This is a genomic window from Legionella fallonii LLAP-10, assembly GCF_000953135.1.
Taxonomy (GTDB): domain Bacteria; phylum Pseudomonadota; class Gammaproteobacteria; order Legionellales; family Legionellaceae; genus Legionella; species Legionella fallonii.
On record NZ_LN614828.1, the window covers coordinates 112,753 to 135,948 of the forward strand.

Sequence of the window (23,196 nt, forward strand, 5' to 3'; positions counted from 1 at the left end):
TGATGAACAAAATACTGTTGGTTAGTACCTTGAGCACGTTCCTTTTGAATGGAATTAATCCTGCGTTTTCCCAAGAAATAGAACATTTCTCTCAGATTGAACGACAGGCGAGTATTCGTGCTAAGGAGTATGGGAATGATATTCAGCAAATTAGCAAAGGACTTACACCCTATAACCAATCACAAGAAATGACTCAGTATACAACCGAGTTAAGGCAGCGTTTTGAGCGCTCAGAATCGATGAGTACGCATTTAAAAAAAGTAAGTCATGTCGTGGTTTTTTTGTCATTTTCCATGCCTGGCAAGAGTCTTGAGTCTTGGTTGCTTCAGTGCAAAATCAGTGGGGCAACGCCTGTGATTCGTGGTCTGATTAACAATTCATTTAAAGAGACGATGAGCGCAATACAGGAGTTGAGTAAAAAAGTGGGGATTGGGATGCAGTTGGATCCTATTTTGTTTCAAACGTTTGGCATTAAACAAGTTCCTGCTGTGGTTTATGCCAAACATATTCCAGAATGCCCCTCCAATATGGATTGTAAACCTATAGCTTTTGATGTGCTTTATGGGGATGTCTCGTTGAATTATGCCTTGGGAAAAATCAATGAAGCACAGCCAGTAGATGATAGACGCGTAACACGGATGATAAATCGCTTGGAAGGGAGCTGGAAATGAAGTGTATATTAGGACTCATTGTGATGATTTTGTTTGCTCAAAGTCATGCAAAAAATGTGAATCAATCCTACAAAGATGGAGAACAATTTGCATCGACTCATCAACAGTATTCAGTTGATCTTTTAACGTCATTAAATGTATACGATATTCCAGGATATCAAGCCAATTTACCTCAAGAACACTATTACGGCGGAGTGACTCAAAAACATACTCGTCTTGAGTCCGATGCTCAATCGGAGATGCTTACTAATACAATGGGAAAAGAGGTAGTCGAAGGATTTAGTCAGCGGCCTTCCTATCGCATTAATCCAAATTCAGAATCCATGCAAAAGCTTGATCAAATTGCCGAACATGGAGACGCCATTATGCGTGGGGAAAATACTGAAAAAACGACCTGTACTTTAAAACCCCAAGAGTGCCAGTACACTTGGCAAGAAAAAACCTGCTTGAGCAGTAAAGCAACCGGAATATTGCATTGTGCAAAACATCTTCGTTTGGAGGTGGTTCCCTATAAAGCTGAAAATTACAGTCTATACCTTCGACATCGTGGGAGGAAGTATAGCCCCTATACAATATCCATTGATTTGAACCAAATGGATACTTGCACACAGGGACAATCCACCTGCTATACCCTATATCAAGGTTCTCAAGTCGCATCCGCCATAGTCTTTCCTGAACAGTGTACCTCAGTAAAAATTAGTATTACGGACAACAAGGGATTAGTTGTCGTTGAAAAAACGGTAAGTTGTACCGATAAAACCCTTTCTTTAAAAGTAGGGCAATGCCGATTCGGACGTTGCAACGTACCTTATACACACACCGTATCCATGACGGTGGAATCCAACCAAAGCCAAGAGTACTGGGATAATCAATGCCAGCATTTAGAACAAAAAACTAAAGAAGGGTTTTGTCATGTTAGCGAACCATTAAGTTGTGTTGAACCCAACCAAACGCGTGTAATCAATGAAGTCCCATTTACCCGTGCTTGTTGGAAGGAACGCGCGTCCTACAGTTGTGGGGGACAAGGAGAAAATACCTGTGACTCAACTCAGTTAGATAGGTGTGAGCAATCGGCTTCCGTATGTGTCAAAGAGACAGATGGACGATGCATGACGTATCAACAAACGTATCAATGTCCGTTAAACCAATGTACCGAGAATGAACTGATTTGTGGGCAGGATGCTTTTTGTTTAGAGGGTGATTGCAGTACGCATACCTATAATCCGTCAGATGAAAATGAATTTAAAAAAGCCATGTCTTCGTTATCCGCAGTGGCAGATGCATCGAAAACGTTCAATGGAAACGCTAATTACCTTTTTCAAGGCCAAAAAATGGAATGTTCCGATTTAATGCTTAACGTGGCCAATTGCTGTCGTGATGAAGGATGGGGGATTGATCTGAATCTTGCGCATTGCAGTGATGAGGAAAAGAAATTAGGAACAAATCGAGAAAATAAATTAGCAGTTCCCACCGGTAGATATTGCTACAAACGAAAAAAATTCCCAGGGGGATCTGTTTGTGTGGAGCATCATCAAACCTTTTGTGTCTTCCAATCCAAATTAGCGCGTATCGTTCAGGAACAAGGCCGTCGCAATCAATTAGGGATTAGCTTTGGATATGGTCAATATTCAAATTGTTCAGGGATTACGCCGCAGCAAATGCAATTAATCCAGTTTGAACACATCGATTTTTCTGAATTTTATCAGGACATTAAAGGAAGAATGAAGGAACCGGATTACCAACAGACTGCTAACGGTATAAGTGAACGTCTTAAGGGTTTTTATAGTCAAGGAGACATCAATGGTTAAATGGTTTTTAGTAGTGTTGATGTTATTGCTTAATACGCTTGTTTTTGCAAGTCACTCGTATTTGAACGAGCATGAAGCTGGGTGGTATTGGCATAAAGATCCCAAAGAGCCGGTTAAAAAAAGAACCAAGAAACAACAATCTGTTGCTCCTCCTATTAATGGTGTTGCTGATCCCGATAGAACATGGAAATTGATTGGAAAACGTGTTCAGCAAGCTCGTGCCAAGGCTATTTTGAATCCAACACCTCAAAATATTGCTCAAGCAAGACGAATGCAGCGTTTAGTGGTGGCGCAGGCCAATCTGTTTTCTGAGAAATGGATGCTCGATTTATTATTAAATCCGGATCAGGATGAGAGCTTAGTTAATCCGAGTAATGGTGCTGCGCGTGATTTATATAACAATCAAAGTAACCTTGAAAAGGAAAAGGCAATTACATTAATACGCCAAAGTTCGGGATTAATCTATTTTTATCAAGCAGGAGAGCCATACAGCGAGCGCATGGCTCAGGTGATTCGTGATTTTTCGATGAGTTATCAGTTGCCGTTAACTCCAGTTGCAATGACACAAAGTGTTTCCCCTGTGTTGCCTAATTCACGCATGGATTCAGGTGAGGCGTCCCAAATGGGTGTGAAACACATTCCTGCTGTGTTTGCTTTAAATCCTATCTCTCATAAACCAATGCCTATTGCCTACGGATTAATAAGCCATTCAGAACTTAAAGAACACATTTTAATGGCAATCAAGACCTTTCAATTTGGAGATTATAATGCGCGCTAAATGGACACTATTGTTGGTGATGAGTTTGTTTTGTTTCTCATCCTATGCTTTGACGAATGAGAATTCGCTTCATGCATTGTCCCAAAAGAAAGGGTTTTTCTTTTTCTTTAGTTCAAGCTGTCCTCATTGTCAACGATTTGCTCCTGTTCTAAAACATTGGAGTCAAAGCTATGGATTTAATGTAGTTGCCATTTCAATGGATGGAGGGTATTTGCCCGATTTTCCTTATGCGGTATTGGATGAGGGGCAATCTAAATTATTCCAAGTGACGGTTTTTCCTTCTTTATTTTTAGTTGATCCTCAAAATGAACAGGCGCATCTTGTGACTGAAGGGGCTATTGATGAGATGGAATTAACCAACAGGCTTCTCAAAATAAATCAATCTAATGGCACGCAGGTGGTGTTATGAAACGAATTATCTCTATTGGGGTGTTGGTCGGAGCTGCACTTTTGGGGAAGGCTTATGCAGAAACAGAAGGCGCGATTGGTAATGATTTAATGAGTTATTTTAAGTCACTGAATATGGGGGTTAATGTGACAAATCCTCGTGCTTATCAATCGCAAAAAGCAGGCTATTATACCGGTGGGAATTTATACGTTCGTAGTGGCATCAAAAATTTACAAATCATGCGAGTTAATTGGCCTAAAGTTTCTGCAGGATGCGGTGGCATTGACATTACTATGGGCGGATTTTCACACATTAAAGGTAAAGAATTCGTAGATTTCACAAAAAATGTATTAAATAACTCTCAAGGCCTGGCATTTCAATTAGCTTTAGAGCAAGCAACACCTCTATTAGGAAATGTGGGGACAAAATTACAAAATATTGCTACCTGGGTGAACCAAACAAACCAAAATTCCTGTGCAGTGGCAGAAAGTGCTGTTTTGGGGTTAGCTCCACGCACTCGTATGGCACAACAACACGCTTGCCAAGCGATTGGACATTCCAAAAATATTTTTTCAGACTGGGCTGAAGCACGTCAGGGCTGTGGAAAAGGTTCTGGTAATTATGATTATGATCGTGTCATTGACGAGAATAAATCAAATGATGAGGTCATCGATAATACAAATCTCGTTTGGAATGCATTACATAAGAACGGGTTATTCGCCAATGATCAAGAACTTGCGCAATTGATGATGACTTTATCTGGAACGGTTATTGTTACCCGTGATAAAGATGGGGTTCATGTACAACGTTTGGCCTCTCTAGTGAGCAACAATAATTTGATTAGTGGTCTGTTAAGAGGTGGGAATGTTTCAATTTATAAATGTGATGAATTGGTTAATTGCTTAAATCCAACATTAACTACAACCAATATTGATACGGATCATGGTTTGGCTTCAAAGGTACGTGATTTGATTTTGGACATGGCTTTGAAAATTAAATCCAATGAAGAACAAACCCCTGAGGTTATCGGGCTTATTGAATCCACACAATATCCCATCATGAAAATGGTGAGCGTACAAATGGCTTTAATCAAAGACAGTGCGGTCATGGATACCACCCGCTATTCAGAACCAATCGCCATAGATATTTTATTTCGTTATTTAAGCGACAGTTTACAGCTTGTAAAACAAGCATCTGGAGTAGTGAATTATCCAGCGTCCATGATGAAAGAATTTCAAACGGATTTATCGCAAGCTCGTCTTGAGCTGACCCAAATGGAAAGTACGGCACATCAACGAATGAGCATGGCGATGCAAATGATTCAAGAAACTCAAACCATTGAGCAAATGTTGGTTGGTGAGTTTTCCTCAGAGCTTACACAGTCTTTAAGTTGGGCTAATCAAATAAGGTGATTGAAATGGCAGTTATGGATATTTATACCATTACAGGCGGTGAGCTGCTTAAAGCATTTTATACAGCAACGGCTGCAATGTTTATTTATGACGGCATTCTTGGGATTTTTAGAACAGCTATTATTATTGGTGGGGTGTGTACTGTAGGTCAATTCATAGTAAAGCGAGATCCGAGGACGATGTTTTTATTCGTTCTTAAATATGCATTTGCCATTGCGTTTATCCTAACTCCTACCTGTACGGTGTTTATTCATGACAGAACTGATCCTTTGCGTGCGGATTTAACTGTAGATAACGTACCGCTTGTTCTTGGGGTTGTTGGCGGACTAAGCAGCAAGTTAAGCGATAAAATCACTCAAATGTTTGAGTTTTTTTTCCATTCTCCCAATGACATGGATTACAGTCAAACGGGTATGATTATGGGGGCAAAGCTCTTTTTATCCGCATCCCATATCAAAATTACAGATCCTTTGTTCAATTCCAACATGCAGAAATTTATGCAGCAGTGTGTCTTTTATGATGTGATGTATGGCCGATATACTTTAAAAGATCTGAATCAATCCAAAGATATCTGGGATTTAGTTAAAACGAACTCTTCAATAGCACGTGGCTTTATCTATGATGGTTCGTATAAATCTTGCCTTGAAGCAGCCGCACTTTTAGATAACTCATGGGAAAGTGTCATTGCGGATGCTAAATCAAAATATGCCGGATTTGCTTTTGGTAATCACACGGAAGCACTGGCCAATTTTGAAAAATATTTACCTCAAACCTTCAATCACTTAACAGCCATGTCAGGAGATGCAAGTGCGCTTATCCGTCAAAATATGATGGCTAATGCGATTCGAGATGGCGTTTTCTCTATGGGTGCTCGGGTGAATTCTAAAGCGGCAATTGAGAGTTTTTCAGCCAGTAGAGCATTTGAGAAAATACCTGCTGCGTTAAGTAATATTGGTTTAATGTCCGCTTATTGGCTGCCAATTCTTCATAGTCTTATATTTTGTGTCGTCATCGGTTGTTCTGTTTTTCTCTTATTTTTCCTTCCCTTTCCTGTAGGAATCTCATTTTTACAATTTTACGGGACTCTTTATATTTGGTTGGCATTATGGGCGCCGATATTTACGGTAATTAATTACATTATGACCATCTTATCTCAGTATTCTTTATCATTTGTCTCAATTAATGCTACAACGATGTCCTATCAATCAGGGATTAACGAAATGTATGAGAATATGGCGGCGTTAGGCGGCTATTTGATGATGGCGACTGTCGGATTAAGTTATACCCTTATTAATCGAAGAATTGGAGGTTTTGTCTCTTTGGCACAGCAATCAGGAGGGGTTGTTCAAAATGCAGCTTCCTCTGCTGCCGAAGAGGCACAAATGGGGAATTACAGTTATGGAAATACCAGCTTTGCAAATCAGAATAGTTTTAACAGTAATGCGTTTCATACTGACCGAAATGCCAGGGTGTCTTTAGGAGGTGTTGAAACCAGTCTTGAGGGTGGATCTATAGCGCGGATTGCTCGTGATGGAAGTGAATCGCTGACCATGGCAACAGCAACGTCTCATACTCCATTAAATATTCAGTTAGGAGAAAGTAATCGTTTGGCCTTTTCCCAATTAGCGGACAGTGCACAAACAGCAGGATTTCAAAAGTCTGTTGCATCGTCTGAACAGTATGCCTCTTCACTTCGAAGTTTGTCTGAGCTTGGGGATACTCAGTCTCATAGCGCTCAAAGTGGGCAAGGATATCAAATTTCTAATTCTTCGGGATTTAATACGGCAGCATCTAAAGTATCAAACTTGATTGATAATTTTGCACGAGATCATAATATTTCTCGCGATGAGGCAACGAAGGTTTTAACTGCGGCGAGTGTTAATTTCGGATTATCTGGAGGTTTCGGAACAGGTTCAGGAGTTCCTGGTCCAAAAGGGAATATTGAGTTGGGAGGAAATATTCGCCATGAACGAGATGGGTCTACATCGCATCAAGATGCGCACTTAATGAATGAAGCGCGACGTTTTTCTGAAGAGAATCATTTCACGGATGTGGTTAATGAAGCACGTCAGGCGACTAAAGACAATCATTTTAGAACATCCGATGAGCATAGCGGACGATTGGCTAATAATTTTTCGTCAGGATTTGATAAATCCATGAACTATCGGGATGAAGCAATCGCTAATTTTTCGGAATCAGAAAGCTATCATCGGCAGGCTTCTATGTCTAATGAACAAGTTTCCTCAATTAACTTGGATGCGCAAACAGGGTTTATTGATTGGTTATCACATCATAAAGCACCCAATAGTCAGGGAATGATTGGACTCCAGCAAGCCGAATGGATGATTAGGCACGACCCTGAGTTAGCACAATCCTATGCGCGTGAATTTGTGGCTGACAAAACCAGTCAATCCGTGAATCAATTTCAAAAGAGTCATGCGATAAACTCTCATCATATAGGGCAAAAGAATGAGCAATTTAGGCAGCAGGTTCCAGGAGGAAATCGGGTTGATGAGGCGCTATCTGGATATACAAATTCTTTAGAACAGCGCATTAAAAATACAAATGTAGGACACGTATCGAATTCTGTAAAAGCCCAGGTCAAACAAGACAGCAAACAGGTTCACAAAGAAATGCTGGAACGAGTCGAGCCAATTGTGGAGCAAGGATCTCAAGTGATGCAAGATGTCATTGTTGCACAATCAAATAAGGATATTAAATCATGATTACCAAGAGTTTGTCCCGTAGGGATTGCCATAGGTATCTACGCCACTGCTTCCTGACATGGGGCGTCCTGAGCTTGGATTTATACTCACAGATGAACCATAGCTGTAACCGCGATACGCACTGGATGAACCATTGGAATGATTTATTTGAGATAATGATGAGCTATCCCCTATTGGATATCCTTGAGCCAATACATAGCCTTTATCCCATAGAGCAATATTCAAGCCAAAGAGATATCCCACAACATAAGCTGCAAGAGGGGTGCAGATCTCCAGTACCCAATCGATATATAGAAAGAACCGATGATTTTGTCTGGGAAAGAAATCAAAAGCTAAAAAGGTCAACACTACGGCTAAGGCAACAAGAAAACCCACTAAATGAGCAGCTCGTTGTACTTTTATGCGTAATGAAGGGCGTATTTCGTCTACAGAATAAATTAATTCTCTTTTCGCCATAAAAAATCCTCCTTTTTTACTTATTTTAGCGCGATTTTTAGATATTTGATATCAATAGGGAGTGAAAAATGGCAGTAAATCCTACTAAATTATTTATAAGAGGCGGACAAACATTTTTGCACAACGTGCGTATGTTTACGCAGGTAGGTAAAAAGGTTTCTCTAGCGATGCTGATTATTGCACTAGGCATGATCGTTGTTACTTTTTATTTAAATACTTCGAATTATCAACGGTATATTGGTAAAGAGTGGGTAAAAGCTCATGCATTACTTCTGATCCAAAATAGATCCAAACAAATCGTTAAGATGCCAACGGGTGAATCTTATCCTGTGTATTCAGAGCAAGTGATTAAAGCGCCAATGGTGCTGAATCATGTGAATCAATTAAAAACCAAATTATTCATAAGCGTGATAGAAGCTTGTGTACTTGCTCTTCTTTCATTGATTTTCATCGTGCATTGGCTTCAAAAGAAAGGAGAGCGTCAGAGTCAATCTAAAATAGTTCGTGGTAGTAATCTGGTGGCCGAAAATGAATTAAAGAAGTGTATTAAGAAAACAGGTAAAACATCACCTTATCGTATTGGTTCGGTTTATTTGCCTTTTGGTTCAGAAACACAGCACATACAAATTGTAGGAACCACAGGAAGTGGTAAAACAGTAGCGATTCGTGATTTGTTAATGACGATTCGTGAACGAGGTGAGCGTGCCATTATCTATGATAAAGGAGGCACTTACTTATCACGTTTTTTTCGAGAAGATCAGGATGTTTTATTAAATCCGTTAGATGAGCGCGGCCACTCATGGAATGTATGGGCGGAATGTGAAGATAAAGCGGATTTAGAAGCCTTAGCTGAGGCTATTATGCCGATGCCTATTAATAACACGATGGATCCCTTTTGGATTCATGCAGCTAGGATGATTTTTGTCTCCACTGCGAATGAATTAAAAAATCATCCTCATCGCTCTAATCTTATGTTGTTGCAATATTTGCTCACCACAGATCTGGAAAAAATCCATCATTTATTGCGTCATACGGAGGCTGGCTCTTTGGTGTCAGAAAAAGTACAAAAAACTGCTTTAAACGTTAAAACGGTTATGGCAACTTATTTAAAATCATTGCTTTATTTAAAAGATGATGGCGATATTTTTTCAATTCGCGATTGGATTTTAAATGATCAAGGCAATTCGTGTTTGTTTGTTAGTTCAGACGGACGAAAACACCCAACCATAAGACCACTTATCTCTGCATGGATTAACACAGCGACTAAAGAATTACTGAGTTTGCCACCTAATGATCATCGGCGAGTTTGGTTTATCTTGGATGAGCTTACCACCATGCATGCTTTGCCCTTTTTAGGATCGGTTAAATCAGAAAGTCGTAAATTTGGTGGTTGCTTTGTTCTTGGACATCATGGGGCATCGCAATTGAGAACAATTTATGGAAATGATGGAGCAACGTCTATTTCAGGATTATGTTCAACGCGTATTTATTTGCGCCTTCCTGAAGACGGTGATGCAGAACCTGCTTCTCGTAATTTATGTTCTTACGAGATTGAAGAAGTTAATGAATCTATAAGTTATGGGGCAAATACCATGCGTGACGGGGTCTCTGTGTCACGGCAAACTAGAGAAAAACGGTTGGTGATGCCTACCGAAATTCAGGTGCTTGATGATTTAGAGGGCTATTTACGTGTTAAAGGAAATTTTCCAGCCGCAAAAATCAATTTAAATTACGTAGAGTATCCAGTGAAACATCCCGAATTTATTGCGCGAAAAATAGATAGTGATCCACTTCGCCAGGAAGTAGAGCAATTAGTCGATACCTATACCGATCCTATTCTTGCCTCATCACATGATACGGCCTTGGAAGAAGCTTCTAAACACGATGAAAAGGAAAAGAAAACTGATTGCTTGAACAAGAATGCACGTGTTGAATTTGATTTAAACTAAGGAATGTTCATGGCACTTTATTTGATTCAAAAATATAAATTAGATAAATCAGGAAGACATCCTGTACCGCAAGTGTATTCTCAATTAACAGAACGAGAACGCGCACTGCTCATCGATTTTTTTATATTGGATGGTTTGTTGACTTCTGATGAGAAAAAAGAAATTTTACATCTTTGCAGAACGATCCATGAGCGTGATCTATGGATTCAATGTGATTGTCTTAATGGGAGACTCCAGCCTGTTTTTCGTTTTAATAGGGCATCAAGCGGGTCACTTTATTTGCATCATATTACCTCCCGTGCAGAGCATTCCCAGCAGTGTGTGTTTAAAGAACGGATTTGGACTGCTCAAGAAAAAAAAATAACCAAGACAGCCCAGCATACTAAAAAACTAACTCCACTCAATTTAGTCCCTAAAAAATCAATAGGGATATTAGCACTGAAAAAGGAAGAAAAATCCCAGAAAAATACATTATCATCAGCAAGTAGGCGCTCTCCATTATGCCAGGCACTGTACAGGCTTATTGATGATGCAGGGGTTAATGTGATTAGTCCAACGAACAAAGTAAGTCCATTTAAAGCGATTGAGCAGGCTGCTTTAAGCATTGAGATTCAACCTAAAAAAAAGCTGCGCGATTACCTATATATTAATCCTTCCTCTTTTTATAAAGCAGCTTATATGCTTAAAGCAGATCAAACTTATTGGTCAAAAGAGATTAGAAAGCATGCATTAATGTTGGTTAAGGTAAAAGAATTTCATGAACGAGTTATGGAAGTATTCCTACCTGATGGGGCTACTCAAAAAATAGAAATTAGTAACCGAATTTACTGTTCATCAGGGCGATTTAGTCCACGCACACCGCCCTTTATGGCCTTGATCTTAATTACTGATTCAACAGAATCCTCCAATTATTATCAACCATTTAATGCGTTTATTGTCCCTTGCTATTCAGAAAAGACATTTATTCCCGTGGATAGTTATTACGAGCGTGAAGTATTAAGGCGATTATTTGCCCTTCAATTTGAATGGACACAAAAAGGTTGGCATTTGGAGATCATAAAACCGTTGTTTGATATTGAAATCAAGGTTGATGACTGTGAATCTGAAAGGGAAGGTGTTTTACCAGACTTTATTTTAAGGACGCCTACGAAACAACTCATTATTGAGGTCAATGGCTCACATGAGCCGGAGTATCTTCAACGAAAACAACGAGTACATCAAAAAATGGGACAATTAGGGACGGTTTTATCTTTCGATGCCTATGGTGCCGAGAAAGATGACCGCCTTAGTTTCAAGATGAGCCAATTCATTGTTCAAATTAAAAATCATTTAACCAATATCGGATAAGGGGAGGGCTTATGAAGCATAATAATTATCGCCGTATTCATTCAATTGCTTACTTACATCCCTATTCGATTAAAAAATATCGACTTAAGTTAAATAGGCATGATTGTCCTAAATGTAAAAAATACATGTTAAGGTACAAATGGGATAAAAAATATTGGTGGCGTTGCTCCAATCATCATTGTTCCTTTAACGCTCCAGATGCTAGTGGTATGCCAAAGCTTCTCACTAATAAACAATCAAAGGATTTATACTTTATAAATCAACTTGAATATATATTATTTATGTCTCACTTAGATAGCGATCTTCGTGCAAACATTTTAGTTCGATTAATCAAAAGAAAAAATCTGGATGGATTGCCTCAAAAATTTATTTTGATGTATCACAAATTGATTGAGCCTATAAGAAAATCCATTTCTTTTGCACCATGTCGTGCCTGCAACAACGTATTGAATAGAAATGACTCAGGTGAATCGCTTCAGGTAGGCGATGGCGAATATTTGTGTCGCATTTGTTACGGTTATTAAAGACGGAATTAATTATGCTTAGTGTTCAACCATTGAAATCAGCTCAGGGAGCTGCTGACTATTATGCAGCAGCATTTAATTATTATGCAGGTGACGCGCAAGCTTTAAGATGGCTTGGAAAAGGGGCTGAATATTTTGGTTTATCTGGTGTAGTGGAAAAAGAGCAAATGCTTCAATTGCTTGAAGGAAAAGTACCAAATGGACAAGTGCTGCAAAATAAAAAAGGAGAACACCGACCTGGATTTGACATGACTTTTTCAGCTCCGAAAAGTGTCTCTATTTTAATTGGTTTACAAGCAGATTCTAAATTAGAACAACTTCATGATTTGGCTGTAGAACGCGCTATAAGCCGTATTGAAAAGGAATTTGCCCAAGCACGTGTCGTTATTGATGGTAAAGTCCACTATGTTGACACGGGAAAGCTTATTGTTGCTGCGTTTAGACAACCTTCTTCTCGTGCAAACGATCCTGCTACGCATACGCATGGGGTAACGATGAACATCACGGTTACTGATGAAGACGGTAAAGCACGTTCATTAGCTTCTGATATTCATGGAAATCAAGGAGTTGTAGAGCAATTACAACAATATGTGACTTATGGTGGGCTAGCTTATCGTACTGAGCTTGCCAATCTCATGAAAGAAGATAACTACCGATTAGAAGACGTTGGTAAAGGAATGTTTGAAATCGAGGGGTTTTCCAAAGAAGTATTACGTGAGTTTTCCACAAGACGTGTAGACATTGAAGAGAAAATGCAAGAGGAAGGATGGGAAGGATCTCGCATGGCGAGTAAAGCAACCCTTTTGACGCGCCCATCTAAAGAAGAGCATGACATTAACATTTTAAGGGCTGATTGGAGGGAGCGTGCAGATAAATTGGGATTTGATGCTCATGATTTTGTTACAACACATAAAGAAGGAACTATCAAACTTGAAACACCAAGTCTTTTTGAATCGTTAAAATCCAAAATTTTTTCTCGATTTTATGAAAAAAAAGATTTGATTGCTTTGGAGGCAAAAGAAGCAGTATTTGTAGCGATTGAATCTATAGCACAGAAAGAAAGTGTGTTTGCTGTACGTGATTTAAAAGAAGCTGCATTGCGACATACACTTATAGGAAAAACTATTGTTTCTATCCATGCAATTGAACAATGTATTGAGCACCATATTAATAACCAAACGTTATATGAAGCAATCGACCCTCTAACTCAAAGAAACATGCTGACTACACCTTGGGCATTAACTCTGGAAACTGAAACATTAGCACGAATTAACGCTAATCAAGGGGTAGTAAAGCCTATAGCAAGCAATGCATCGGTGACACGGTTAATCAATGAATTTGAGGCAAACTCGAAGTATGGGTTAACTCCTTCACAAAAAAATGCTTTGTTACAAACATTTACTTCCAACGATCGTTTTCAGGCAATTCAAGGATATGCAGGAACAGGAAAAACAACCATGCTTCAGTTAACGAAGCAATTAGCAGAAGAAAAAGGATTTGAACTTCGAGGAATCGCGGTCACAAGCTCTGCGGTGAATGAGTTAAGAAACAAAGCAGGTATTAACGCTGATGTGTTTCCCATCGTGCATCAAGAATTACTTAACGCTAAAAAAAATTCACTACAAAAAACAATTTTTATCCTTGATGAAGCCTCCATGCTCTCTACAATTCAAGGTCATGAATTAGTGAAGCTCATTGAACAAAAGGGAGGAAGACAGATTTTGTCTGGAGATGATGCTCAATTATCCAGTGTGAAATGTGGCCGAATTTTTGGGCAAGCCCAAGAATATGGAATTCAAACCAGCAAGCTTACTGACATCATTCGACAAACCAATGAAAACGCTAAGGCTTCTGTTAAATATTCCATTGAGCGCGAACTGTACAACTCCATACAAAAAATTAACGAAGTGAAAGAGCTGAAAACTCATGAAGAACGAATCTCAGAAGTGGCGCATCGTTGGCTTTCCCTATCCCAATCGGTTCGAGATAGAACCCTGGTTTTTGCGCCAACCCATTCAAATCGCCAAAAAATAACAGCAATAATACGCGAAGGATTAAAAAAAGAAGGTACTTTAAATAATAAAGAGTTCATTTTTAGCACATTAAAATCTAAACCCATAGAGGAAGTAGAATTTCATCATACTCAATATTATCAAACCGGTGATGTGCTTCGTTTCAATGTAACATTGCCTAAAAGCAAGATTAAATCAGGGGATTATTTAACTGTAGGTGCCATTAATGATAAACATCGGAACACTAATAAAATTCCGTTAATCAAAGGAGATGGAACACAGACGTTATTACGATTAAATGAGCTTCCTAAATACAACCCAAGCCGTGCAGGACTAAATCGGATTATTGAGTGTTATGAGCAACAGGAGCTGGCTCTTTGTACCAACGACAAGGTACTGATTACTCGAAATAATCGTCAATCAGGATTGGTCAACTCAGAGCTGGCTTGTGTAAAAGCAATCGATGAACAGAATATCACTTTAACTTTTGAGAGCGATGGACGAGAAAAAACATTTCCTTTTAATGCACCTGAACTAAAACATCTGGATCATGGTTATGTGTTAACGAATATGAAAGTGCAAGGGAAAGATAAAACCTATGCCATTGGGCTTATTGAATCATACAATAAATTTTCAGCCACACTGAGAAATTATTACGTACAAATTTCACGTGCTGTGGTCAACATGACCTTGATTACCGATGATAAGACTCGGTTAACCAAAGCATTGGAATTCAACGAGGACACTAAAAAAACTGCTTTGGATTATGTTTCTGGCCAAAAAGTAGAACAACATGAGCAACGTTTTGAACACCACCCTAATTCAATACCCATTGGAGACATAAAGAACCAAAAGCTTCATTATGAACAGTTGCGCTTAAACGAACGCTCGATTCTAGATCAATATCTTGTCGTTAAAAAAGAGGATAAAAAACACTTGTGCTCTAAATTGTCTTGGGAGATTTGTACCAATCCTAATTTAGGTAAACTGGCGCGAGTACAGTTGGGTGTTTCAGAAGCTACACTCAAAAAAGAAGCCCTGAAAGTACAAACGCTTAGGCTATTAAAAGAACTTAATCATGATGAGCAGGGTAAATTACGGACTGTTAAGTCGTACATTAACTTATCTCATAAAGCATCTAAAGAATGGAAGTCCGTTTCTCAAAACAAGAACAATACACTCCAGGAAAAAATATATTTTAATACTGCTACAAAAAGAAATGAACTTGCTTACAAAATCGCAGAGAACATAGAAGAGTATAAGCCTTACCTGGAACATTTCTCTGTTGGTAAAACAAACAGGCTTGGCTTATCCCAGTATCGCATAGAAAAAGAAGATGAACATGCAATAAAGCAACTTGAAAAATTGGGGGTTCATGCAGAAAAACATCAGATTGTTGTTGAGTTAGGGCATTTTTTTAAAGAACAACACCTTGAAAATAAAGAATCCTTAGCGGTTACGCTAAAAGAACAATCCAAAAAAATTCATCCACATTTAATTAGATTGAGCCATGAAACGAATAAACCCTTGATTGCGCTATGGACTGAAATTAATCATCATGCAAAAAATCATGAGGAAAAACAATTTTGTACGCAACTAAACCTTCAAGAAAAAGCATTTTTTAACCTGGTGAAAGAGTATAAATCGCTTAATCGTGAATTAGCTACTCATTTTTCGAGCAAACTCTATTGCCTTGAAAAGGGGATTGAAATCCCTGCAAACTTAGAGGAACAGCAAATAAAAAGCACTCTATTAAGAAATCAAATAGCAGAAAAAATTCAAAATGGGGCGCATGTTAATAAAGTATTGGACTTTTTTAAACTTGATGAAGAAAAGCTCACAAAGCAAGCCAACACCCATAATAAACGCGAAACAGTATTATCGTTTAAAGAAAATCATTCTAACTTTAAGGAGCGTCAAGAAGCCGCATTAAAAATCGCAAGTGACATTAAAGCATATTATCCTTTAATTAAAGAATTTGATATTAATACAAAAAGATTAAATACCTTTATTAGAGTTGAGGAAAGAAAGTCATTCATTAACGAATTATCTGACGCGCAAAAAATAAATTACCTAAAACTCATTGATTATAAGATTACCAGCCGAAAGGCTGGGGCTACCTGGAATGATCTATTTCAAGATAAAGAACAAGGTAAATTTATTTCCCAAGAACAGTTGAACCGTGCTCAACAATTAACGGCAAAACGAAATAGTCTTGCGTATTTTCTTCATGATAAAACTGAATTAAAAACGATTTTTGAACAAGAAAGGGTGGATGTAACAAAAATAGAAACTCACTCAAAACAACACAAGTCTCGTTTAGAACATGTAAAACAAATGAATTTGTCCAAAGAAAACTTCTTGAATCAATTAAAACATCGTGTGCCTCAAATGAATCAATATGAAGCACGTTCTTGGCATAAATCATGGGATGAGTTCACACGCCAAGTGGGAAAAATCACAAACCAATTCACTCTTTATGAGCAGGTTATTACTTCAAAAAAAAATAACCCTCTAAGCATTACAGAAGAGCAAAAAGCCTTGTTAAATAAATATGAATTAGGCTATGGGGTAACACAAAATAATCGTGTTAATTCAATTCCTAATAAAACAAATAACCGCATTATTAAAGTAAATGAATTCTTTGATGCTAAAACAATCAATAATTCATTGCTCGCTAAACCAGAAGAAACCTATCGTGCCATATTTGGAGAACCTAAGAAAATAACTTCAAGGGAAATGCGCTACTCTGGAGGGCTAGTTATTTCTTTAAAAGGGAATAAATCTGGATGTTGGTATGATTTTTCTGAAGGGGTTGGTGGCAGCCCATTACAGGCTATTATGCGCGAACGTGGAATGGATTTTAATGAGGCGTTAAAGGAAGGATCAAGCATTTCTGGGAATTACAGTTTTAATAATTCTAATGCAATTCGTCAATTAAAATCCGAGAAAAATCAAATCGATATAAATGAGGAAAAAAACAAAATACGTTCTGCAAAAAGCATCGTGAAAGGGGGTATATCTATAAAAAATACTTTGGGTGAACGCTACTTAAAACAACATCGTGGTATTGAAAATCCTGATCGCCTTAATGTTTTATTTTGGCCTAAAGGTTCTGCATGGAAAGGCATAGATGATAATGGAAATCTCTATGAGAGAATAAATAAAATCCCTGCCTTATTAATCCCTGCATACAATGAAAAAAATGAACTAACTGGTGTTCAAAGAATATATTTAGATCCAAAAACTGGAAAGAAAAATACATTTCTTGAAACGGCAAAACTATCCCAAGGGAAAATAGAAAATAGCGCAGGAATACTTCAAAGGGGAGAGAAATTTGGAAGACTTTATTTGACCGAAGGTCCAGAAACGGGTGCATCAATTGCCATGGCCGATCCAAAGTCAACAGTATTGTCTTCTTTAGGTCTTTCCAATTTAAAAAATTTAAGCTTGCTTATCAAAAGATTTCACCCTAAAGAAGTAATTATTGCAGGTGACAACGATACTTTATCAAAAAATAAAGCATTAAATATAACTTATGAAGCACAAAATCATTATAAAGTTAATGGTATCGATACACGCATTATCATACCAAAATCATTGCCTGGAATGGAAAAAACGGACTGGAATGATGTGCATAAAAGTTATGGGTTATCTGCCATTAAAGAACAAATTGGAATTGTTAATAAAGATATAAAAATTCATGATATAGCCAAAAATTTATTTCAAGAAAAATCAAACCTTAAAGAAAATTATACGGCCATTTATGACCGGTCGATTGGTCAAGTAAATAAAGAAAATACGCTTTTGAATCGAATGGAACAACGGAAATCTCATACTAATTATTCGACTATAGAAAATTATAATAAAATTAAATCACATGAAATTAACCCCACTTCTTCCAAAATAGAAAGGAATCAAAAAGCGTTGGATTTAGAGCTTTAATTAATTAAAGCTCTTCCTGTTTTATACCCATTAACTCCTGATATTTATCATTAGTTAAGTCCTGAAGTTTCTTAAACTCATCCTGACCATATTGAAGCTGGGATGTGGCTATGTTTTTTAATAGCGCATTCATTTGAATTGCTAATTTAAAACAATGTTGTTCTATCTTGCTAAACCGATCTTCTGGGTTTTTTATTTCATTCTTATTTTCAGTGACCATTAAACCAATTTCAGTCATTTTTGCCACGGTATAAGACAAAGAATCGTCATTATCTCCTGCATAATTTATAAGTCGTTCATAAAGATCTTTAGGAAGTGATACGGTGACACGAGGCATTAAAATCTCCTTATTTTTTGTTTTTCTTTATTTTATGTGATGCATTTGTTATGAACTGGGTGATGCATAATCGATGCACTTGGAACCCTTTAAAATACTATATCACTTCTGTGTTTGACGCACAATTCTTCACAAGAGATGCATTTATGATGCATGCATATGCTTGAGTATTAGTCATAAAAAAGTGTGTTCGTGATTCAATTCGTTAAATTATTAACCTACATAAAAATTCATTTTGGAAATCTTCACATTTCCAATAAAAACATATAATAATCAATTAGTTATCACGAAGCATTCTAATGCGAAAGGTGTGCTTGTTTTAGAAAGTTCTATTATTGTGTTTTTATTTGCCATGATTTTTTTTGTTGTTTTTGTTTGATTTTTTGTTGAGCGCAGTTCAATTGCGCGTGTGTGATTGGTGGTGCTATGCTTGGCTTCGCCACTTAATTAAATTTTTATTACAGGAGTATATCTTATGAAATGGATTAAAATAATCTTTAAACCCATCATATGGTTTTTTAAAAATCTTGCCGTACCTAACCCCAATTATCAGAATAATATTAACCAGAGAAACAATAATAATGAAACAAAAATCAATCCTTCTACTGGCCTTCCAATGATTGGTAATCTGGACAGTATGGGAAACTCTTTTGGCTCAAGTGCATCGGACAGAAACCATAATTGGAACAATGATTATCATCGTCAAAATTCTTCTTATACTAGCAGCTATGATTCATTTACTAATCGTTATTAAAAAAGTGCGTGATTCGCATACTATGATGATGGAGTAGTGATCTAACTAAATCAATAAAAATAAAGCTCTTGATTTTCAATGAAATTGATTGACACATTGATATCATTATGAAACATTTTTTTAGTAAATATATTTTGAATTTTATGCGCTACTTTTTAATGAAAAAAACACTCAAGTTTGATACCTTATAAAATATAGTAAATGGAGAGAAAAATATGGCATTAATCGCAGCAAAAAAGATAAAAGATAAAGAAAAAATCAAATTAGAAATAGACAAGGATATTTATTCTGAAATTCAACAATATTGTTCATGGGCAGGAATTAACGAAATCGATTATTTCTTTGAAGAGGCGGCTCAATTAATTTTCTCTAAGGATAAGGATTGGAAAAATCACCAACGCCCCAGTAAGAATGTTAAAAAGAGAGAAACTATTTAATCAAATGAATATTAGATCCTTACAGATAAAAATGCATTCTTTAAGTCTGATTTTTATGTTAATTAAAAAAAGATCTTATTCATCGTATTCTTGCTAGCGATTTTTAATTATAAACTGATTTTTTATTTTTTATTTTTTATTTTTTATTTTCATTTAATTTATTTGTCAATAAATGTTTAGATAAAATAAATATGGATCATCAAATGCTGTATTTTTCAGCCATCTTGGCAATCAATATATTTGTTATTGTTAACGTATCGCTATCCTATAAATTGCGTAAAAATACATTAAACGAAAAGGAGCTATTATGAACTTTTTAAGTTCATTGTTAAATGAACATAGTTTATCACTTTTGATTTTGTTTATATCAACTCCATTGCTGGCATATTTTCACTTTTATTTTAAACCCAATGAATACCATCGAATGGTTAAAAAATTTGAGTCTATGAGTGATGCGCAGTTTCTAACTGCACGAAAAACATATGCCCGGTTAAGTAAGGACTCATCACGAGCATACAGTGATGTAGAACTTAAACGTATTATTAGAAATAACAATTTGAATGAACATGAAGTACATTTATGGCTGCGTGAATGTAAGGCATCCGAATAACAGTGCAACACTTGATAGGACTATTTTTTCTCTGTTGCAAAACCCCAGTAAGGTTATCCACTTCAGTTTTTTAGTTTAAAATTGTATTCATTGATGTTAAGCGAGGGGATACCTCGCTTAGAAGTCATAGACTATCTTTTCATCTCCATCATTTTTTCAGTCAATGTCCACAAGGCACGATTTAATTTCACATTTTGATCAATGGCTTTTACTTCTCTCGTTTTTGTTCGAGTGGTATAACCGTATTTATTTAAACGATAGGCACGGATACCACCTTTAATCAAGTTTTCTTGTATGACATTAAACACCGTAAACAGATCACTATCTTTTTGATCAACATAACGTCTTGGTTGAAGTAAGCTTTGAGGTTTAACCATCATTGCCCCCTCTTCATCAGAAAACTTTAGTGCATGGGCAGCTTCAGCAAAAATCCCTTTTTCATCAGCGTTCAAATGAATTGAGGCCATATCATCAGAAACATCCAGCATCTGATTCGCTGTTTCAATCACTTTGTAAGTGCCTTCAATAACATTTCCAATAACATCACCCTGATGTTTAATTCTGATCTCGTTATACGCTTGCCCAGCAATCATTCCATTGCCACACACAAGCCGAAAAAGACCCGCCATTAAACGATAGGAAGACAGTCCATCATGTGAGTTGATAAGAACAAGCTCTGGGTAAAGCCCTTGATTATTTTGTAAGGCGTCATGACGTTGAAAACGAAGCATATGTTTTGCAAATGCTTTAGATTCTTGACGTTGGCTCATGGTCTGAGTTGCCCATGTTGGGAAGAATCCTTCTGACATTAATTTATCAATGATTTGCTCTGTTGAGATGGGTGCGTACTTATTGCTTGTTTTATGAGAGCTGGCTTGTGTGAAAATGGAAGGTGCCAATTTAAATAGTTTTTCTTTTGATAAGACTGGTAGCATGTTGTTCTCCTATGTTTTTTCTATTTGTTCTCAAGGAACAAGATCATTATCACATACTAATCAATAATTATCAACTTATTTTATAAACTTTGTTTATAATTAATTGTTATAAAATTTGTTTACATTTAGCAAGTACCTTGATATACTCTTTCTTGTCTTAAAGACAAAGTGTAAAAACATAGGAGAACACAATGACTATTCCAAAAATTATCCAGCAGCAATTACTCCATACTAATAAAGCCATCGTATGGTCTTGGCGCGTATCCAAATGGTATGAAGTTTCAGAGACTACTCTTGCATTGCGAGTCCATGCGCGTTACTTAAATGGTTTTGTCTGTATCGAACTGGATGAGGGGCAAGACTTATACACTATTTCCTTTTTCCTTAATAAAAGTATTGAAGATATGCTGGTGTGGCCAGTGATACCCTATAAACAGATGAAAGGAGTTTATTGCGATCAACTGGTTGAATTTATTGATAATAGAATAGAAAAAATACCAAATTATAAATATTGAAGTCCTCCAACCTCCAGATAGTTCTGGAGGTTGGCAAACATCAGAGGGGATTTAATGAAAAAACTATCATTTGCTGTAAAAGCGAATATGAATAAACCACCCAGGGTGCATGTTCAGTCATCGGATAAAAAAACAACCTATGGAGCATTTCAGGCCAATGATTGCAGTGAATTTAATAGCTGGGAGAAGCTGAATCCTGAGGAAACCATTGAATTAAAGCAATACATGAACAATCTGATAGCGATTGAGCACTACTTTTCAACACAGTCTCTTGGGGAACAAAAAGATTTCAGAATTCGATTGCCAGGAAGTTTTATTCAGGCCATTTCTGAATTAAGTGTTATTTGCCTTGAAGAAGGCATTAATCTTGATGTCTATGATGCGATGATAAGTGCTGCAATTCAGCAACTTAAAATCAAAACGTCTTCTCTTTCTGATGATAAAAAACAACGTGCCCTAGCCGTACTTAATAACATTGGTTTGGCAGAAAACAACAAGCCTGATGTTTCCCTGAAAATACAAGCCGTCTTCTCCGAGCTACTATCCATCCATAATAAATCAGAGAAACTGCACCAGAAAGCTATAGCATTATTTAACAAAGATAAAAGCATTGCTCCTAAGACCATCGAAGAAATTGCCAAAGGCGAGCTAACAACCTCTCGATGGCTGGTAACTTGTGCTATAGAGATTTTGCTGGAAGAAAAACCGGATATATTACAGAAATCATTGTCTGATGAAGATATTCTTTTTTTATGGGCTAATCCCTTATTGAAAAATAATATACCGAAAGAAGAATTATTCAAGAAGCTGGAATCACTGACAAATTGTGAATCCTTAATAAAAAAACTGGGTTCAATGAACAATTAGCATTGAAAATTTTGCAATTATCACATTTATGCTATAATTAACTATGAAAGTAAAATTTTATCAAAAACAATCGGGAAAAAATCCCGTGGCGGAATTCCTAAATGATTTGCCGTCAGATGAGATAGCACGTATTGCTGGTTGTTTGAAAAACATAGAGGAACTTGGCTTTGATAGCCCACGAGTGCAATTTAGACAAATAAAAGGCTCACTCTGGGAAATTAAAATCAAAACATCTCGCAGTGGCTATCGTTTTTTTTACGTTTGCATTCAAAAAGAAATTATTGTGCTTTTGCATGCATACAAGAAACAGTCGCAAAAAGCACCCAAGCAAGAGATTGAACTTGCTGAAAAACGCATGATGGAGGTATACGATAATGAAAGCACTTACCTTGAATGAGTTCATTGACAATAAAATTCAACAGGATGATGAGTTTGCAAAGCATTATGAGCGCGAGCAGATCATTAACAACATTGCAGTGATGATCGCTAATGCACGTAAAGAGCGTCACATGACTCAATCTGAACTGGCAAAAAAAATTGGCAGCAAACAGTCCGTTGTCTCTCGGCTCGAAAGTGGCAGCAGCGCCTTTATTCCTTCACTGGAAACATTGGTCAAAGTGGCTGATGCACTGAATATGCGATTAACATTGCAATTACAAGCCTAAAAATTTCGGCTCTAAATGTACTTGCGATAAAATCAAAGTATTTAAAAGTGTTAAACTTGA

The 23,196-nt window shown here is 37.1% G+C and carries 20 protein-coding genes; 17 read left to right on the forward strand and 3 right to left on the reverse strand.

The genetic code is table 11. The features are described from left to right. Positions 1-2: 2 nt before the first annotated feature. The 6 genes from trbC to LFA_RS17995 are packed head-to-tail and all read left to right on the forward strand — an operon-like array spanning position 3 to position 7,783. Entirely contained in the window at positions 3-671 is a 669-nt protein-coding gene (trbC, locus tag LFA_RS17970) for a type-F conjugative transfer system pilin assembly protein TrbC (protein ID WP_045097820.1), read from the forward strand. Next, on the forward strand, positions 668-2,479 hold the full coding sequence (gene traN, locus LFA_RS17975; RefSeq protein WP_045097821.1) for a type-F conjugative transfer system mating-pair stabilization protein TraN: 1,812 nt from the start codon (positions 668-670) through the stop codon (positions 2,477-2,479). The genes trbC and traN overlap by 4 nt, the downstream gene beginning before the upstream one ends. Continuing rightward, positions 2,472-3,257, forward strand: coding sequence for a type-F conjugative transfer system pilin assembly protein TraF (gene traF / locus LFA_RS17980; protein ID WP_045097822.1), 786 nt, complete (start codon positions 2,472-2,474; stop codon positions 3,255-3,257). Before traN ends, traF (LFA_RS17980) begins: the two co-directional genes overlap by 8 nt. Then, on the forward strand, positions 3,247-3,666 hold the full coding sequence (gene traF / locus LFA_RS17985) for a conjugal transfer protein TraF (protein WP_045097823.1): 420 nt from the start codon (positions 3,247-3,249) through the stop codon (positions 3,664-3,666). The genes traF (LFA_RS17980) and traF (LFA_RS17985) overlap by 11 nt, the downstream gene beginning before the upstream one ends. Next, complete coding sequence (locus LFA_RS17990; protein WP_045097824.1) at positions 3,663-5,057, forward strand: conjugal transfer protein TraH; 1,395 nt, start codon at positions 3,663-3,665, stop codon at positions 5,055-5,057. The genes traF (LFA_RS17985) and LFA_RS17990 overlap by 4 nt, the downstream gene beginning before the upstream one ends. 5 nt (positions 5,058-5,062) lie before the next feature. Next, the gene (locus LFA_RS17995; protein WP_045097825.1) at positions 5,063-7,783 is read left to right on the forward strand and encodes a conjugal transfer protein TraG N-terminal domain-containing protein; all 2,721 of its coding nucleotides are present in this window, start codon (positions 5,063-5,065) and stop codon (positions 7,781-7,783) included. Here LFA_RS17995 and LFA_RS18000 read toward each other — a convergent pair whose 3' ends face one another. Then, a complete protein-coding gene (locus tag LFA_RS18000; RefSeq protein ID WP_045097826.1) occupies positions 7,784-8,239 on the reverse strand; it encodes a hypothetical protein in 456 nt (151 codons plus the stop codon). 68 nt (positions 8,240-8,307) lie between these two features. On the opposite strand from LFA_RS18000, the gene traD reads away from it, so the two are divergent. The 4 genes from traD to mobF are packed head-to-tail and all read left to right on the forward strand — an operon-like array spanning position 8,308 to position 18,016. Beyond that, complete coding sequence (gene traD, locus LFA_RS18005) at positions 8,308-10,188, forward strand: type IV conjugative transfer system coupling protein TraD (protein ID WP_084602258.1); 1,881 nt, start codon at positions 8,308-8,310, stop codon at positions 10,186-10,188. Between the two features lie 9 nt (positions 10,189-10,197). Then, entirely contained in the window at positions 10,198-11,535 is a 1,338-nt protein-coding gene (locus tag LFA_RS18010) for a hypothetical protein (protein WP_045097827.1), read from the forward strand. An 11-nt stretch (positions 11,536-11,546) separates the two neighbouring features. After that, the gene (locus LFA_RS18015; protein WP_045097828.1) at positions 11,547-12,059 is read left to right on the forward strand and encodes a hypothetical protein; all 513 of its coding nucleotides are present in this window, start codon (positions 11,547-11,549) and stop codon (positions 12,057-12,059) included. A gap of 14 nt (positions 12,060-12,073) precedes the next feature. Further along, positions 12,074-18,016 carry a MobF family relaxase gene (gene mobF / locus LFA_RS19115; RefSeq protein ID WP_052674071.1) on the forward strand — a complete coding sequence of 1,981 codons (5,943 nt, stop codon included), beginning with the start codon at positions 12,074-12,076 and terminating at the stop codon, positions 18,014-18,016. 4 nt (positions 18,017-18,020) lie between these two features. Here the strand turns inward: mobF and LFA_RS18025 are convergent, their stop codons facing one another. Beyond that, positions 18,021-18,353, reverse strand: coding sequence for a hypothetical protein (locus tag LFA_RS18025; protein WP_045097829.1), 333 nt, complete (start codon positions 18,351-18,353; stop codon positions 18,021-18,023). 475 nt (positions 18,354-18,828) lie between these two features. Between LFA_RS18025 and LFA_RS18030 the strand changes: the two genes are divergently transcribed. The 3 genes from LFA_RS18030 to LFA_RS18040 all read left to right on the forward strand — a co-directional run bounded on the left by LFA_RS18030 (position 18,829) and on the right by LFA_RS18040 (position 20,154). Then, positions 18,829-19,107: a hypothetical protein gene (locus LFA_RS18030; RefSeq protein ID WP_045097830.1), complete on the forward strand. Its 279-nt coding sequence runs from the start codon at positions 18,829-18,831 to the stop codon at positions 19,105-19,107. Positions 19,108-19,322: 215 nt separating this feature from the next. Next, positions 19,323-19,544, forward strand: a complete 222-nt coding sequence (locus LFA_RS18035; RefSeq protein WP_045097831.1) for a hypothetical protein — start codon at positions 19,323-19,325, stop codon at positions 19,542-19,544. A 307-nt stretch (positions 19,545-19,851) separates the two neighbouring features. Then, on the forward strand, positions 19,852-20,154 hold the full coding sequence (locus LFA_RS18040) for a hypothetical protein (protein ID WP_045097832.1): 303 nt from the start codon (positions 19,852-19,854) through the stop codon (positions 20,152-20,154). Between the two features lie 131 nt (positions 20,155-20,285). On the opposite strand, the gene LFA_RS18045 is transcribed toward LFA_RS18040, so the two are convergent. After that, positions 20,286-21,089: a DUF932 domain-containing protein gene (locus LFA_RS18045; protein ID WP_045097833.1), complete on the reverse strand. Its 804-nt coding sequence runs from the start codon at positions 21,087-21,089 to the stop codon at positions 20,286-20,288. A 191-nt stretch (positions 21,090-21,280) separates the two neighbouring features. Here LFA_RS18045 and LFA_RS18050 point away from each other — a divergent pair, with 191 nt between their 5' ends. Genes LFA_RS18050 through LFA_RS18065 form a run of 4 tightly spaced genes read left to right on the forward strand, consistent with a single transcriptional unit; the run spans position 21,281 to position 23,136 of the window. Next, positions 21,281-21,604: a hypothetical protein gene (locus tag LFA_RS18050; protein WP_045097834.1), complete on the forward strand. Its 324-nt coding sequence runs from the start codon at positions 21,281-21,283 to the stop codon at positions 21,602-21,604. Between the two features lie 54 nt (positions 21,605-21,658). Further along, on the forward strand, positions 21,659-22,471 hold the full coding sequence (locus tag LFA_RS18055; protein WP_045097835.1) for a hypothetical protein: 813 nt from the start codon (positions 21,659-21,661) through the stop codon (positions 22,469-22,471). A gap of 43 nt (positions 22,472-22,514) precedes the next feature. Beyond that, positions 22,515-22,868: a type II toxin-antitoxin system RelE/ParE family toxin gene (locus LFA_RS18060; protein ID WP_045097836.1), complete on the forward strand. Its 354-nt coding sequence runs from the start codon at positions 22,515-22,517 to the stop codon at positions 22,866-22,868. Further along, the gene (locus tag LFA_RS18065; RefSeq protein ID WP_045097837.1) at positions 22,846-23,136 is read left to right on the forward strand and encodes a helix-turn-helix domain-containing protein; all 291 of its coding nucleotides are present in this window, start codon (positions 22,846-22,848) and stop codon (positions 23,134-23,136) included. The genes LFA_RS18060 and LFA_RS18065 overlap by 23 nt, the downstream gene beginning before the upstream one ends. Positions 23,137-23,196 lie beyond the last annotated feature (60 nt).